This is a genomic window from Microbacterium sp. UFMG61 (genome assembly GCF_015354505.1).
Taxonomy (GTDB): domain Bacteria; phylum Actinomycetota; class Actinomycetes; order Actinomycetales; family Microbacteriaceae; genus Microbacterium.
Map to the genome: position 1 here is coordinate 1 of NZ_JACAFP010000008.1, position 15,580 is coordinate 15,580.

At 68.1% G+C, this 15,580-nt stretch carries 15 protein-coding genes; 9 read left to right on the forward strand and 6 right to left on the reverse strand.

Translation table 11 applies throughout. From position 1 onward, the window contains the following. The 6 genes from IXW21_RS11080 to IXW21_RS11110 form a co-directional block, all read left to right on the forward strand. Positions 1 to 698 (forward strand): hypothetical protein (locus IXW21_RS11080; protein ID WP_228528443.1); only part of this gene is annotated, 698 nt, incomplete at its 5' end. An 82-nt stretch (positions 699 to 780) separates the two neighbouring features. Then, entirely contained in the window at positions 781 to 1,008 is a 228-nt protein-coding gene (locus tag IXW21_RS11085; RefSeq protein ID WP_194764323.1) for an RNA-binding S4 domain-containing protein, read from the forward strand. A gap of 387 nt (positions 1,009 to 1,395) precedes the next feature. After that, positions 1,396 to 2,292, forward strand: coding sequence for an SDR family oxidoreductase (locus IXW21_RS11095; protein ID WP_194764324.1), 897 nt, complete (start codon positions 1,396 to 1,398; stop codon positions 2,290 to 2,292). Positions 2,293 to 2,395: 103 nt separating this feature from the next. Further along, on the forward strand, positions 2,396 to 3,181 hold the full coding sequence (locus tag IXW21_RS11100) for a DNA/RNA non-specific endonuclease (RefSeq protein ID WP_194764325.1): 786 nt from the start codon (positions 2,396 to 2,398) through the stop codon (positions 3,179 to 3,181). A 531-nt stretch (positions 3,182 to 3,712) separates the two neighbouring features. Further along, positions 3,713 to 6,301: a helix-turn-helix transcriptional regulator gene (locus IXW21_RS18565; protein ID WP_194764326.1), complete on the forward strand. Its 2,589-nt coding sequence runs from the start codon at positions 3,713 to 3,715 to the stop codon at positions 6,299 to 6,301. 327 nt (positions 6,302 to 6,628) lie between these two features. Further along, entirely contained in the window at positions 6,629 to 7,216 is a 588-nt protein-coding gene (locus tag IXW21_RS11110; protein ID WP_194764327.1) for a hypothetical protein, read from the forward strand. A 39-nt stretch (positions 7,217 to 7,255) separates the two neighbouring features. Here the strand turns inward: IXW21_RS11110 and dnaB are convergent, their stop codons facing one another. After that, the gene (dnaB, locus tag IXW21_RS11115; RefSeq protein ID WP_194764328.1) at positions 7,256 to 8,629 is read right to left on the reverse strand and encodes a replicative DNA helicase; all 1,374 of its coding nucleotides are present in this window, start codon (positions 8,627 to 8,629) and stop codon (positions 7,256 to 7,258) included. Between the two features lie 600 nt (positions 8,630 to 9,229). Here dnaB and IXW21_RS11120 point away from each other — a divergent pair. Next, positions 9,230 to 9,715, forward strand: a complete 486-nt coding sequence (locus IXW21_RS11120) for a hypothetical protein (protein ID WP_194764329.1) — start codon at positions 9,230 to 9,232, stop codon at positions 9,713 to 9,715. Between the two features lie 64 nt (positions 9,716 to 9,779). On the opposite strand, the gene rplI is transcribed toward IXW21_RS11120, so the two are convergent. The 4 genes from rplI to rpsF all read right to left on the reverse strand — a co-directional run bounded on the left by rplI (position 9,780) and on the right by rpsF (position 11,453). Further along, positions 9,780 to 10,232 (reverse strand): 50S ribosomal protein L9, encoded by a 453-nt coding sequence (gene rplI / locus IXW21_RS11125; RefSeq protein WP_194764330.1) that lies wholly within the window; start codon positions 10,230 to 10,232, stop codon positions 9,780 to 9,782. Between the two features lie 11 nt (positions 10,233 to 10,243). Continuing rightward, complete coding sequence (gene rpsR / locus IXW21_RS11130) at positions 10,244 to 10,498, reverse strand: 30S ribosomal protein S18 (protein ID WP_055987764.1); 255 nt, start codon at positions 10,496 to 10,498, stop codon at positions 10,244 to 10,246. 71 nt (positions 10,499 to 10,569) lie between these two features. Continuing rightward, positions 10,570 to 11,079 (reverse strand): single-stranded DNA-binding protein, encoded by a 510-nt coding sequence (locus tag IXW21_RS11135; protein ID WP_194764331.1) that lies wholly within the window; start codon positions 11,077 to 11,079, stop codon positions 10,570 to 10,572. Positions 11,080 to 11,084: 5 nt separating this feature from the next. Next, a complete protein-coding gene (gene rpsF, locus IXW21_RS11140) occupies positions 11,085 to 11,453 on the reverse strand; it encodes a 30S ribosomal protein S6 (RefSeq protein ID WP_194764332.1) in 369 nt (122 codons plus the stop codon). A gap of 225 nt (positions 11,454 to 11,678) precedes the next feature. Between rpsF and IXW21_RS11145 the strand changes: the two genes are divergently transcribed. Next, positions 11,679 to 12,389, forward strand: a complete 711-nt coding sequence (locus tag IXW21_RS11145) for a hypothetical protein (RefSeq protein WP_194764333.1) — start codon at positions 11,679 to 11,681, stop codon at positions 12,387 to 12,389. Positions 12,390 to 12,490: 101 nt separating this feature from the next. Here the strand turns inward: IXW21_RS11145 and IXW21_RS11150 are convergent, their stop codons facing one another. Beyond that, positions 12,491 to 14,356, reverse strand: a complete 1,866-nt coding sequence (locus IXW21_RS11150; protein WP_323742227.1) for a glycoside hydrolase family 2 protein — start codon at positions 14,354 to 14,356, stop codon at positions 12,491 to 12,493. A gap of 197 nt (positions 14,357 to 14,553) precedes the next feature. On the opposite strand from IXW21_RS11150, the gene IXW21_RS11155 reads away from it, so the two are divergent. Continuing rightward, positions 14,554 to 15,546, forward strand: coding sequence for a LacI family DNA-binding transcriptional regulator (locus IXW21_RS11155; protein ID WP_194764335.1), 993 nt, complete (start codon positions 14,554 to 14,556; stop codon positions 15,544 to 15,546). The last annotated feature ends 34 nt before the right edge of the window (positions 15,547 to 15,580 follow it).

The following is a 15,580-nucleotide window of genomic DNA, read 5'->3' on the forward strand; positions in this document are numbered from 1 at the left end:
CTGNTGCCCCCGCCCCCGCCCCCGCGAAGCGCGGGCGCAAGCGCGCACTCCTCATCGGCGGCGGGATCGCCGCGGCCGTGGTACTCGTCGGCGGTGGTGTCGCACTGGGTGCAGCCGTCGGCGATGAGTTCGGCGACGACGATGACCGCCCCTCGATGTCCGACGGACCCCGTGGAGACGACGACCGCGGCGGACAGCCCGGCGACGACCGAGGCGACGACCGCGACGATGACGGACAGGGTCCGTCGCAGGGTGGCGGGCAGGGCGGCGGCCCCGTGACCGGCATCGGCACCGACTCGGCCGATGAGCTCGTCGCGATCGCGGATGCCGCCCGCGGCGCCGCCGAGGGCGACGTCACCTCGATCGACGCGAAGCGCGACGGCACCTGGGAGGTGCAGCTGACCGGCGCGAACGGCAGTGAGACCGAGGTGCGGGTGGGTGCCGACCTCGCCACCACCGTCACCTCGACCGAGCAGGACGACGATGACTCCGCGCCGACGAACACTCTCGACGAGGCGACCATCCGCGCCCTGGTGGATGCCGCGCTGGCCGAGGCCGACGGCATGATCACCGACCTCGACGCCGACAGCGACGACGTGAGCCCCTTCGATGCCTCGGTGCTCACGAGTGACAACCGCTCGGTCGACATCGACTTCAGCGCCGACTTCGCCGTGGTCGGCACCGACATCGACGACTGAGCGTCCGGCGTCGTTCCTCGAGCCGCCGGCCCTTCGGGGTCGGCGGCTCGACGCGTGCCGGACGACGGCTACCATTTCAGTCATGACCAATTCCGGCCGAATCGATGACATCTCCATCGGCGGCGAGATGATCCGCCTCGGTCAGTTCCTGAAGTTCTCGGGACTGCTCGACTCGGGCGGCGACGCCAAAGAGGTCGTGATCGACGGGTTCGTGAAGGTCAACGACGAGATCGATCGTCGCCGCGGGCGCCAGCTGCACGACGGCGATCTCGTCACCTTCGAGGGTCGAACGGTGCGCGTCCGCCCCTGAGCGCTCGTCACGGCTTCGTCGCGTAGCGCAGGAACATCACCCCACTGCGGAACCGGCGATCCTCGAGCAGCTCGAGGTCGACGTGCAGCCCTCGGGGAAGAACGGCTTGCCGCCGCCGACGATCCCCGGCCCGATGAAGAGGCCGAATTCGTCGACGAGTCCGGCGCGGATCGCCGCACCTGTTCCCGCTCGGGAGGAGATCTCTCCTTCGGGAGGAGCAACTGCACGATTCTCTCCTCCCGAGGGCGTGATCTCCTCCCGAGACGGTGTCGAGCGACCCGAACGGCACCCCTAGCGACCTGAACCGGAGCGCGCAAGGCGGTAGCCGGGCCGGCGACCCGGGCGCACGATGGGACTTCCCCCGCACAGACGACCGAGAGGACCCTCATGTCTCGCGACCAGTACACCTTCACCGATCCAGCGAAGCTCTACTCCGACATCGAGCCGCAGAAGCAGCACATGCCCGAGCCGGGGCTCGACGCCGACCTCGCGCCGAAGGCCGATCTCGGCGAGAAGAGCTACCGGGGCACCGGACGTCTGACCGGACGCAAGGCGCTCATCACGGGCGGCGACTCGGGCATCGGGGCGGCCACGGCGATCGCCTTCGCTCGCGAGGGAGCGGACGTCGCGCTCTCGTACCTTCCGGCGGAGGAGGAGGATGCTGCGCGCATCGCCGGCATCCTGCGCGAAGCCGGCGCCACCGTCGCGCAGATCCCCGGCGACCTGCGCGACCCCGAGTACTGCCGCACGCTCGTCGCCGAGACGGTCGGCGCTCTCGGCGGCCTCGACATCCTCGTCAACAACGGCGGCAAGCAGATCTACCGGGAGTCGCTGACCGACATCACCGACGAACAGTTCGACGACACCTTCAAGACCAACGTCTACGCGATGTTCTGGATCACGAAGGCAGCGCTGCCGCACCTTCCGGCCGGCTCCGCGATCATCAACACCACGTCGATCCAGGCGTACTCGCCGTCGGACATCCTGGTCGACTACGCGTCGACCAAGGCGACCATCAACGCGTTCACGAAGGGCCTCGCGCAGCAGCTGGCCCCGAAGGGCATCCGCGTGAACGCCGTGGCGCCGGGCCCGATCTGGACGCCGCTGCAGCCCACCGACGGACAGCCGCAGGAGAAGCTCGACGAGTTCGGCGAGAACACTCCGCTCGGTCGCATGGGTCAGCCCGCCGAGCTCGCCCCCGCCTACGTCTTCCTCGCCTCCGCCGAGTCGAGCTACGTCGCGGGCGAGACGCTCAACGTCAACGGCGGTATGCCGACGCCGTGACACGCTGACCACGCGCGCGCCCCCTCCCGAGATGATCCGGAGGGGGCGCTCCCCCGTTCTGCACCCGTCGGCGAATGTCGGCGACGCGAGGCAGTATGTCGATATGGCAGATGGATACGACCTCGAATTCCTCGCGACACCGGTGCCGCTGCCCCGGCCCTCACAGGATGCGACGGAGTTGAGCTATCCGCGCTTCACCGTGCTGCTCGACCGCGCGCGGCGATTGGCTGCCGTCACGGGAGTGAACATCGACGGCGCCCTGCTGCGCGAGCTGCCGCGCACCGGCGAGTGGCGCCTCGACCCTCGTGTGGATGCCGAGCAGCAGACCGGCCCCGACGTCTACGCGCGCAACGATCTCGACCGAGGGCATCTCGTACGACGGCGCGACCCGGGCTGGGGCGACGTCGCCGACGCGCGAGCGGCCACAGAGGCGACGTTCTTCTATCCGAACGCGGCTCCGCAGGCCGCCGGGTTCAATCAGTCGAAGGAGCTCTGGCTCGGCCTCGAAGACCATGTGATCGAGTATGCCGAGAGCACCGACCAGCGCCTGTCGGTCTTCACCGCGCCGGTGCTCGGAGACGACGATCCGTCGTACCGCAGCATCCGCATCCCGCTCCGATTCTGGAAGATCGCCGCGTGGCAGGGTGTCGAGGGGCTGGCCGCCGCCGGTTTCGTGCTCGACCAGACCGACCTCGTCCGCACGCCCGACGGGCTGCTGGCGGCACCCCCGCTGGGGTCTTTCCGCACGTTCCAGGTCCCCGTCGCCGAGATCGCCCGGATCTCGGGCGTCGATGTCGGGCCGCTCGCCGCAGCGGACGTCCTCGAGGCACGCACCGGTCGACAGGTGCACTGGCGGCAGTTGGCATCACCGGTCGACATCACGCTGTGACGACTCGCACAGCGGGACGCGCCGGAGGAGCGCGTCCCGCTGAGAAGACGAACACCGCCACACGCTCCGGGGAAGAGTTCGTCGCACATCGGGGAGAAGGGCGACTCGGTGGCGGCATTCACGCGGATCCGCGGGTGTTCGAGTGGGAGTTCGAACACATCGACCATCCCGCATCCGGAGCCGGCTCCGGCGGGGAATCGGGGCCGTTGCGAGTCCGGATGCTCGACCTTGCGTGCGTCGGCCCGGTGTCTCAGTAGCCGTCGGCGAGCGGCTCCGCGTCCGGCGCCATCGGAGCATCCGAGTCCGGCGAAGCAGTAGCGCGGGCGGACTACTGCATGCGCCTCGCGATCGGCGGAGCGGCGGTCAGCGAGTACGCAAGCTCGGCGGCGACGGCTCGTAGAACGCCCCCATCTGCGAGTCACCGGGGCTGCACACGGGGCAGGCTCACCTGTGCGGCCACACCGTCGGAAGCGTGGGACTGCGTCTATCCCTCCCGGGGCTCGGAGTGTACTTTTTGCTTAGGACATGCGCGTGAGAAAGCGAGATCTCATGGTCGTCGGACGCGAAGAGAGCCTCACCTCGGCGGTGGATCTGATTCGCGCGGGCGTCAGCATCGATGTGGTCGGCAGCCGCGGCTCCGGTCGAAGCGCCTTCCTCAAAGCTCTGCGCTCTCGCATCGAGGAAGACGAATGGACGGTGATCGCCGTGCGCGGGATCGCCTCTCTGCGACAGCATCCGCTCGCAGCGCTCCACCTGGCCGGGATCGGAGACCCCGGCACCCAACGACCGGGATCGAATCTGCACGGCACGGCCGACGCTCTGCGGCAGGCGCTGCGCCCGCAGAGATCCGTGCTCTTCCTCGACGACTGGGATGATCTCGACGAGTCGTCCTGGGGCGTGGCCGAGTCGGTGCGCCGCGAGTACGGGGTGCCGATCGTCCTGTCACGTCTGCAGGGGCTGCGTGCCCGCCACACTCCGAGCGGGCTGCCCGCCTCGACCCTCGAACCCTCGTACGTGATCGACATGACGCCGCTGCGATTCGAGGAGATGGAGTCCGCCCTCGAGCTCTATCTGTCGGCTCCGATAGAGGCCACCACGATGAGTCGGGTGTTCGCGAAGTCGGGCGGCAACATCGGCCTCGCCCTGAGCCTGGTCGACGCCACCATCCGCGAACAGCGGCTGGTCCTGCGCGCCGGCGAGTGGACCGCCACCCGCGATCTCTGGAGCAGCGGCCTGCGCGCGGTGCTCGAAGCGCACCTCGAGAGCCTCGACGACGCGACCCGCGATGCGCTCGAGATCATCGCGATCGTCGGCGTCGCCGACATCGACACGGCGAGTCAGCTGGTCGACTGGGGAACCCTCGAGCTGCTGGAGGAGCGACGGATGATCACGTTCATCCCCAGCGGCGATCGTCAGCTCGTGGCCGTCATGCCGCCACTGCTCGTCGAGTTCTTCCGGCACGAGCCGCTGACCGCGCGTCGCACCCGTCTCACCGGGCAGATCGTGCGGCAGCTGAGCACTCCCGAATCGGTGTGGTCGGTGCTGACGGAGCCGCAGTCGTCGCCCTCGTCGGGTGGGCGCGATGCGCTGTTCGTACGTCTGCTGCAGGAGCGCGCCCGCGCACGCCGCATCGTCACAGCTGCCGAGTGGGAGGCGAACCCGACGGCGTCCAGCGCCGTCCGATACATCCGCGCCCTCATGCACACGCACACCCCCAGGGTGAGAGATGTGATCACCGAGGTGCTGTCGTCGCCGCATGCGCTCTCGGGCGACGACGCGAGCAGGGCCGACTTCTCAGCCCTGAGGGCCGAGTGGATCGCATACGTCGAGAACGACATGGCACGAGCCCTTGCTCAGCTGCAGGCGGACGCGCCGAGAGTCGGCCGGTTCGGACGGATGCTGGACGCGATCGAGGTGCAGCTCCTCGCCAACCTGGACGTCGTCCCCGAGGACTTCAGCACCCGTCTCGAGGTCACCGACGAGCTCCCGACCGCGGTCAAGGCCGTGCTGCTCGAGACCCAGATGGGCGTGCTCGTGAGCCTCGGCCGCTTCGCGGACGCGAAACGCGTGTTCCGTCTCATCGACACCGTCGACGACGGGCAGCAGCGGCACGCACCGCGGATGCTGCTGGGACTGGCGCTGTTCGGGGAGGGGGATTCTCGCGCCGCGCTCGACGTCCTGCAGCGCGGGTTCGACGAGGCGCACGGATACCTCGACATCGATGGTGTGCGCGCGTTCGGCACCGCCGCAGCGGTCTGCCACCTCGCATCCGGAGATCATGCGGCTGTGGACGATCTGCTCGAAATCATCTTCTCGGCCGGTGAGCCCTCGCCGCTGCCTCCGGGCATGCAGCTCTCGCTCCTCTCGATCGCCGCGGTCGTCGCCATCCGTCGCGGGCAGCTGACAGTCGGCGAGCGCCTCGCCGCCGACCTCGATCAACTCGGGGCCGTCGACGGACCATTGCCCGGTCAGAGCAACGCCTGGCCCCAGGTGCAGCTGCTGGCTTTCGACGGAAAGGCGCAGGACGCTGCCGATGTGCTGGCGCGTTCGGGCGAAGTGCTCTGGACCCGTGGTGCTCGCTTCGCCGGACTGATGGCCGAACTCTCGGCTGTGGAGCTGGATCCGACCCCGGCACGGCTCGGCAGTGCGCTCGCGCACGCGAAGGAGCTGCCCGAGGCTGCCGGACTGAGCGCCCATGCGGCATTCACCAGTGCGCTGGTGGCCCGAGACGCCGAGGCGATGCTCGCGACGGTCGGCGAGCTCGACGACAGGGGCCTGACCGGCACCGCACTGTCGGCGTGCCGATTCGCGCGTGCCTGGTTCGCCGAAGCCGGCGACGACGTCGCGCAGCGCCGCGCGCTCGGCCTCGAGGAAGAGGTGCGCAGCCGTCACGTCGGACGGAACTTCGACCTGGCCCGGTTCGGCGCGATCGCCGTGACCCTCACCGAACGCGAGAAGGAGGTCGGCCGCTTGGCCGCGAGCGGCCTGTCGAACGCCGAGATCGCCTCCCGCCTGGTGCTGAGTGTGAGAACCGTCGAGAGCCATATGCACCGCATCATGCGCAAGCTCGACGTCTCCAACCGGCGCGGCCTCCGCCGCCATGCCGAGGCGCTCAGCTGAGCCGAGAACTGGACAAAGGGAGACTTGTGCGGGCTCTGATCGGCTGTCACTCTATGTGAGCAGCCATGCCGCGCTGCGGCGCGGCGGCAGCGGTGTCGTCCCTATGACGATGCCTGACGGGGCGCCCTTTCCGCCGCCTCCCCCGTGGTGGGGGCGCCCCGTCTCCTACGCTCTTCCAGCATCCGCATCCGCATCTGCACCTGCACCTGCATCTGCATCTGCATCTGCATCTGCATCTGCATCTGCATCTGCCAAGATACGAGGATGGTTCGGGGGGACGTGCCGTCAGGCAGAAAACGCAAGGTCTGGGCGTGGGTTGGCTTCGGCGTGATCCTGACGATCGGCGCTCTGTTCGGTGTGCGATTCGTGAATCCCCTGTTCCCCGCCGCCTCCGAGGCGTCATGCACCGTGTCGGGAGGTCTCGACCACCACAGGGTCCGCAAAGGACCCGACTACGCCACGGTCCGCACGGACTGCGGCACGTTCGTCGCTCGGTCCGAGGTGACCTGCAGTGCCGACCCCTCGCGCATGGTGTACCTGACCTCCGGGGTCACGTTCGACTTCACGGTGCGAGGACCACGCATCCCGATCTTCTCGGAGCCGACGATCATGGACGCTCGGGTCTCGTCAGAGCAGACCCTGGAACCCGAGCCGGATTTCGACCTCGAGGGTGAGGTGGCATCGGAGAGGCTCGAGGCCCTGCGCGCCTCGCGCTCCCCCGAGGTCCTTCGGCCCTTCGACTACGAACAGCCACCGTACGATCCGCAGTGCGACTCATGGCGCACGCTCATGACCACCGCGGGGTTGCAGATGTTCCCGATCGCCCGCGCCGAAGAGGTGCTGCGGGTGCCCGACGGCGAGGTCGCCCGTGATCCGAAGCTTCCGTGCGAGGGATGGAAGTGCGACCTGGAGTGATCGCGTCACCGCAGGCGACCCTGCCGCGGTTCACTCGACTCAGTTGAAGTCGCCGCCCGGCGCCATGTCGTGAAATCGCGAGTAGTGGCCCTGGAAGGCGACGGTGATGGTGGCGGTCGGACCGTTACGGTGCTTTGCGACGATCAGGTCGGCCTCACCCGGACGCACGTCCTTGTCGTAGACCGAGTCGCGGTGCAGCAGGATCACCATGTCGGCGTCCTGCTCGATCGACCCGGACTCACGCAGGTCGCTGATCGCGGGCTTCTTGTCCTGGCGCTGCTCGGGACCACGGTTCAGTTGCGACAGGGCGATGACCGGGACCTGCAGCTCCTTGGCGATGAGCTTGAGGCTTCGGGAGAACTCCGAGACCTCCTGCTGACGCGACTCGACGCGCTTGCCCGAGGTCATCAGCTGCAGGTAGTCGATGATGACCATGCGCAGACCCTCGCGCTGCTTGAGCCGGCGGCATTTCGCGCGGATCTCGACGAGGGTCATGTTGGGGCTGTCATCGATGTAGAGCGGAGCATCGTTGATGCGCCCTCGGGTCGCCGCGACCGTGGTCCAGTCCCGAGGGTCGAGGTTTCCCTTGCGCATGTTCTGCAGCGGGATCTGGCCCTCGGCGCTGAGCAGACGCATCGCGATCTCGCTCTTGCCCATCTCGAGCGAGAAGAAGACGGAGGGCAGGTTGTGCCCGATGGATGCCGCGCGCGCGAAGTCGAGAGCGAGCGTGGACTTACCCATGGCGGGTCGGGCGGCGACGACGATCATCTGGCCACCGTGCAGTCCGTTGGTGAGCTCGTCGAGCTCCTTGAACCCGGTGGGCACGCCCGTCATCGAGCCGTCGCGACCACTGGCCGCCTCGATCTCCTCGAGCGCCGCGTCGACGGCGATCTGCAGGGGAACGTAGTCTTCCGCGGTCTCGGATCCGGTGATCGAGTAGATCTCTGCCTGCGCGTTGTTGACCAGGTCGGTCGCGTCGCCCTGACCGTCGTAGCCGAGCTGCACGATGCGGGTTCCGGCGTCGACCAGACGGCGCAGGATCGCGCGCTCCGACACGATGCCCGCGTAGTATCCGGCGTTGGCCGCAGTGGGCACGATCGAGGTGAGCGTGTGCAGGTAGTCGGCACCGCCGGCGCGGCTGAGCTCGCCGGTCTTGATGAGCTCGTCGGTGACGGCCACGACGTCGGTCGGCTCACCGTGCGAGTACAGCGAGAGGATCGCCTCGAAGATCAGCTCGTGCTTCGGGATGTAGAAGTCGGCGCCCCGGAGCGTCTCGATCACATCGGCGACCGCATCCTTCGACAGCAGCATGCCGCCGAGCGCGCTCTGCTCCGCGAGAAGGTCGTGCGGCGGGGTCCGCTCGGGCGGACGCTTGCCACCGAGGCGGTCCTCGGAGATGTCAGCGATCGACACAGTGTTCCCTTCGATGCGACGAGCGTGGTGGGGCGGGGCGCTGCCCGGATGTCGTGCTGCGCTGTCGCGGCCGTTCGAAGCCGTCTGCACAGCGAACCAGCAGCCACCGACATCGGGTCGCTCGACCACGCTACGAGCGGCTGTTTTCGGTCGCAACACAGGCTGTGGATAACTCTGTGGAGAGTGTGCGGAGAATTCCGGAGTGTCTGTGCACAACCGCTGTGGATAACCCGGTGGACTACGTGAAATCAGTACCCGTTTATTTCCCGTGAACTGGACTTTACTGTTTCCCCAACCTGTGGATGAGAACGCGGTTCAACTGCACGTTTAAGGTTTGTCCACCGGTTGGGGAGATGTGTAGAACCTGGGGAAAGTCAAGCCGAGATTTCACCGGGCGCGTCACAGATCGCAACGCGTCGGAACACGCGGTCGCGACCAGCGGATTTGGTCATCAGGGGTATGGACACGAGCGATATGTCGGGAGTATCTTCCCGCCTGTGACCGACGCATCTCGCGTCGGAACGATCCCCCCGTGAGCGCACGGCCCACAGGCAGCGGGCGCAGGCACGCGGCTGCCTAGACTGGCCCGGGGAGGTCGCCATGGTCGACGTTCGACGCCTGCGGCGGGCGGTCAACGGCGCCCGCACGTTCACCGTGCCGGTGGATGCCGTCGCAACCGCCCTCGCCGAGATCGATCGCGCGATGCAGTCCGCCCACTTCCGCGCAGCGACACCCACGACAGCGGCGGGTGCCACACGCACCTACCGGCGCGGATCCGTGGTGGGTGACGTCCTGATCGGAGGGAGCGGTCTTTCGACGCTCACGACCCGCCTGGGGCCCCTCTCCGCGAGGGGTGTCGTCGTCGTGTGGGTCGGCGAGCACGTCCCGGGAACCACGCGCGTGATCGTCTCTCTCGTCGACGGCTCGCACGTCGGCGGTGACTTCGTCGATGCGGTCGACGATGCGGTGCGCGGCCTCATCGCTCGCGGCGTTCCCGTGTCGGACGACGTATGGTCTCGGGCGGTCGATGTGGATCCGGCGCTCCCCGCGCATCCCCGTCGCGCGACCGAGCTCGGACTCCGCTGACGACGGGATGCAGAACGCCCCCTGTCCCGGAGGACAGGGGGCGATTCGCGCGGGGTGTCGGGCCTTACTTGGCGGCGACGACCTGCAGGGTGATGACAGCGGTCACGTCGTCGTGCAGACGAACCGTGGCCTCGTGCTCACCGACGACCTTGATGGCCGATCCGATGTGCACCTTGCGCTTGTCGATCGAGCCGAGACCGGCTGCAGACACGGCGTCGGCGACATCGGCGGTCTTGACCGAACCGAAGAGACGACCCTCGTTGCCGGCCTTGACCGTCAGGCGCACCTTGGTGCCCTCGATGGTGTTCTTCAGGGCCACGGCCTCGTCGCGGTCGTGGATCGCACGCGCCTGACGAGCAGCCTGGATCGAAGCGACCTGCTTTTCGCCACCGCGGGTCCACGCCGTAGCGAAGCCCTGGGGGATGAGGTAGTTGCGGGCGTACCCGTTCTTGACCTCGACCACGTCACCGGCGCTTCCGAGCCCGGCGACCTCGTTCGTGAGAATCAGCTTTGCCATATCCGTACCCCTCAGCGGCCAGCGCCGGCGTAGGGCAGGAGAGCCATCTCGCGAGCGTTCTTGATCGCCTTGGCGATCAGACGCTGCTCCTGCACGGAGACACCGGTGATACGACGGGCGCGGATCTTCCCACGCTCCGAGATGAACTTGCGAAGGGTCGCGACATCCTTGTAATCGATGAGACCGACCCGGATCGACTTCGCGGGAGCGGCGTTCTTCGCGCCCTTCCGCGGCTTGCGGCGGTCGCCGCTCGACTTTCCAGCCATTGTTTTTCCTTAGTTATGAGACGGACCGCTGAGTCTTTCGACGGACTCAGAGACCCGATCCAGAAGATTGTTCAGAAGGGGGTGTCGTCGCCGAAGCTGCCCGGAGTGCTCCAGGCATCGGCGCTGGTCGACGAGCCGGGGGTTGACCACGGCTCCTCCGACACCTGCTGCTGCTGCGCGGGGCGCGACTGTCCGCCGCCGCCACCGCCACCGTTCGACGCCGCGCGGGTCACCTGTGCGGTCGCGTACCGGAGCGAGGGGCCGATCTCGTCGACCTCCAGCTCGATCGCGGTGCGCTGGTTGCCCTCGCGGTCCTGGTAGGAGCGCTGACGCAGACGGCCCTGCGCCATGACGCGCATTCCCTTGGTCAGCGAACCCGCCACGTGCTCGGCGAACTCACGCCAGACCGACGCGCGGAGGAACAGCGCTTCGCCGTCCTTCCACTCGTTGGCGGCGCGGTCGAAGTTCCGAGGAGTCGAAGCGATGGTGAAGTTCGCCACCGGCAGTCCGTTCTGCGTGTACCGCAGCTCGGGGTCGGCCGTGAGGTTTCCCACCACGGTGATGACTGTTTCGCCGGCCATGAAACTCAGGCCTTCGCAGCCTTGGCGGCCTTGCGGGCAGCCTTCTCCTCGGAGCGCTTCGCCTCGGAAGCGATCATTGCCTGAGCTTCCTCAGCGCGGAGCACCTTGGTGCGCATGATCTGCTCGTTCAGCTTGAGCTGACGGTCGAGCTCCTGCGTGGCCTCGCTGGTCGCGGTGAAGTTCACGACGGCGTAGATGCCTTCGGTCTTCTTCTGGATCTCGTACGCGAAACGGCGCTTGCCCCAGACGTCGACCTTTTCAATCGAGCCACCATCGTTGGTGATGACCTTCAGGAACTTGTCGAGCGTAGGGGCGACCTGGCGCTCGTCGATCTCGGGGGTCAGAATGACCATGAGTTCGTACTGGTGCGTCACTTACCCACCTCCTTCGGACTAGAACGGCTTCCGGGACTTTCCCGGAAGCAGGAGGGTGTGTGCACGTCGTCGGTCATGGCTTCCCGAATGGACGCCAGAGGGCAGACAACCTCGACAGTCTAGCCGAGATTCCTTCGGACTGCCTCCACGCGGTTCCGTCCGGAGTTGGCATGCTGGAATGCGTGCGCGGTGATCGACATCGCGCGCACGACCGAAGGGGGAAACATGATGCGTTCCAAGAAGTGGGGAGTCGGGCTCGCCCTGACCGCTGCCGTGCTGCTCACCGGCTGCTCTGCCGGCGCCGAGGAGAAGCCCGCCGAAGAGAAGCCCTCCGCCGCGGCGGAGCAGGAGGAGACGACCGCTCCCACCTCCGACTGCCCGGAGCTCACCGAAGGCGCCTCCGTCGACGGCGCAGCCCTCGGCGCCTGCATCACCGACGCAATGGCGGATACGGCCGGCTACGCGGGCACCACGTCGGTGCTCGGCATGGAGTCGACCATGAAGTACAACCCGTCCGAGAAGGCCGTCGAGTCGATCTCGCCCATGGGCTCGCTGATCGTGATCGGCGACGACGTGTGGGTCAAGTCGTCGACGAGCGAGTGGCAGGCCGCCGACCCGCAGTCGTCGGACCCGGTCATCGCCGCACTGAGCACCAGCGCCGCCAACCTCGAGGGCATCGACCCGGCCGAGGCCGCGGGCGGACTGACCGGCGAGTTCACCGTCACCGGCACCGGCACGCGCCTCGACCAGGAGGTCTTCCTGGTGAGCGGCACGGCCGACATGCAGGGTGTTCCGGTCGACGTCGTCTACGAGGTCACCTCCGACTACGTGATCCTCGCGTCGACGGCATCCGCCGACGCCGGTGGACAGTCCATCGAGACGTCGATGGAGATCACCGAGTGGGACGTCGCGCAGGACATCGTCGCACCCGTCTGATCCACCGACAGACGCTGCGGGCCGGGGCTCTCGCCTCGGCCCGCAGTGCGTCGCTCCCGGTTCCGTCGCGCAGACCACGGGCGACGAGACCGCTCGCGCGATCACGCGTCCAGCGGCAACCCGAGGATCAGCGCGCGCAGCGTCGTGATCGGAAGCTTGGGTTCTCGCGCCTCGGTGAGCAGCCCGTTCTGCTCCTGCATCGTGTCGGTCAGCTGAGTCCAGCACCAGCCGGCGAGCCCCCCACGACGACCGCGATGATCCCGGACGCCCGACTGCACGGCTCCCAGGATCTCGGCGAGCCTGCGCTCGTAGTCGTCGGGGCTGGCGGCTTCGGAGTAGCCCCAGGAGTTCGCGGGCCCCGCATCGGCCGCCCACTTCACTCCGCCGAACTCGGTGAGCATGATCGGCTGGCCCGTGTCGACGGTCCCCTCGAGGCGGATCCGACGTCCCGCGGGGCCGATGCCCCCGATGTACTCGCGGAGTCGGCTCTCATCGACGTCGTAGCGATCGGTGAGCACCTCACCGTCCCACTCATAGTCGTGCACCGTCCAGAGGTCCGATGTCCCCAGCTCCCAGCCGTCGTTCGAGATGACCGGCCGGGTCGGGTCGAGCGCCTTCGTCAGGTGGTACAGCCCCTCGGCGAAGGCCCGCTGGTCGGCGCGCGAGGCGATGTGCTGCACACCCCAGCTCTCGTTGAGCGGAACCCAGGTGATGATGCTCGGGTGGGCACGGTCGCGCAGGACCGCCTCGGTCCACTCGGCCGTGGTGCGCCGCACCGACTCGGTGGTGAACGTGTAGGTCGCCGGCATCTCGCCCCAGACGAGCAGACCGAGTCGATCTGCCCAGTAGAGGAAGCGCTCGTCCTCGACCTTCTGATGCACCCGCACCGAGTTGAACCCGAGTTCGGCGATCAGCTCGGCCTCTCGACGCAGGGCGTCGGCCGAGGGTGCCGCGAGGTGCGACTCGGGCCAGTAGCCCTGGCTCAGCACCGATCGCAGGGTGACCGGTCGCTCGTTGAGCAGCAGGGCGCCGTCGCTCCACCCCACCGAGCGGAGGCCGAGGTAACTGGCGACGGCATCCGTCTCGGATCCCGCCGTCTCGACCTGCACCCAGGCGTCGAGCAGCACCGGGTTCTCGGGCCTCCAGAGCAGGTGCTCGTAGTGCTGACCGTTCGTCTGACCGGCGAGCGGGAAGGTCAGGGTCGTGCTCGTGTCGTTCGCCGTCACGCTGGCGGTGCCGAGCATCCGCCCCTCGTGGGCGATCCGCACCTGCACGACGCTGTCGGCACGCCGGCTGAGGGCGACCTCGACCGTCACCGTCCCCGCGGTCAGGTCGCTCGTCCAGTTGATCGCGGTCACGTGCTGCGGCGGCACCGATTCGAGCCACACGGTCTGCCAGATGCCGGTCGTGCGGTGGTACCAGATCGCGTGGGGGTCCTCGTGCCAGTCCTGCTTGCCTCGCGGCTGGGCGAGATCGTGCGGGTCGTCTTCGGCGCGCACCACGATCGTGTGCGCGTCGACGGTCGGAGCGAGCGCATCCGTGATGTCGAACGCGAAGGGCGTGTGGCCCCCCTCGTGCGAGCCGACGACCTGACCGTCGACCCAGACCGTGGCGCGGTGATCGACGGCGCCGAAGTGCAGAACGGCCCGGCGCCCTGCGGTGTGCCCTGCGGCATCGAGATCGCTCGCGGTCAGCACACGTCGGTACCAGACGACGGGGTGGAAGCCGGTGGCGCCCACACCCGACGCCGGCGACTCGGGCGGGAAGGGCACCCGGATGCGATCGGGCAGCTCACGTCCGTCATGCCAGCGCTCGGTGTGACCCAGATCGGCGTCGTCGTGCGCGAACCCCCATTCGCCGTCGAGGTCGATGAACGAGTCCCGCACCAGCTGAGGGCGCGGGCGCGCGGTCTCCAACCGGCTCGCCTGAAGGGACTCGATCCCGGATCGGTCGTCTCGCTGTGCCACGTGTACGGCTCCCTCTTCCGGTCGGCTGGTGCCGGCCATTCATCGTCGAACGGGTTGCCCCTCGGAGTACACCACGTTAGTTCCACGTTGAACTATGGTCAAACGCTAGAGTCGGATCGAGCAGGACGCACCGATCCCGCAGACGCTCGACCCGACGATGCCCGACCCGAGATGCCCGACCCGACGACAGGAACCCCATGGCGCGCGTGACCCTCGCCGACGTCGCGGCTCGAGTCGGCGTCAGCGCCAAGTCGGTCTCCAACGTCGTGAACGGCACGGGCTGGGTGGGCGCCGAGGTCAGACAGCGCATCCTCGCCGCGATCGACGAGCTCGGCTATCGCCCCAATCTCGCGGCTCGGCAGCTGCGCAACGGTCGCAGCGGTCTGATCGCACTCGTGCTGCCCGATCTGCGCGAACCGTACTTCGCCGAGTTCGCCTCCTCGTTCGTCACCGCGGCCCAGCGTCGCGCGCTCACCGTGCTGATCGCGCAGACCGACGGCGACCGCGACACCGAGCTGGCGATGATGGTCGGTGACGGGCTCCCCGCCCTCGACGGCATCGTGATGAGTCCTCTGCTGCTGACCGCCGCCGATCTCGCCGACCGTCCGGCCACTCCCCCGCTCGTGCTCATCGGCGAGCAGGCCGAGGTCCTCGTCGGTCCGACCGTGCACCACGTCGGCATCGACAACGTCGCGGCCGCCGCCGCGGCGACGAGCACGCTCATCGCCGATGGACGTCGGCGCATCGCCGCGGTGGGAGTGCAGGAATCAGGTCCGAGCGCCACGTCACATCTCCGGTTCGAGGGGTATCTCCGTGCTCTCGCCGCTGCCGGTATCGCCCCGGACGACTCGCTGCACGCGCCCGTCGATGAGTTCAACCGGGCCGCAGGGTCGGTCGCGGTCGACCGCCTGATCGAGAGCGGTGCCCGGTTCGACGCGCTGTTCTGCTTCAGCGACAGCCTCGCGCTCGGCGCTCTCTACACGCTCGCGAGTCGGGGCATCGACGTGCCGACGCAGGTGCAGGTCATGGGATTCGACGGCATCGAGGAGGGCGGATTCCACATTCCGACGTTCTCGACCGTCGGTCATGGCACCGAGCAGGCCGCGACGACGATCCTCGACATCCTCGCGGACCCCACCCCCTCGCCCGGCGCACATCACGAGGTCCCGTTCACCCTCATTGCGCGCTGATCACGTCGCGGGTCCCGCGCAGGCATCGAAGGAG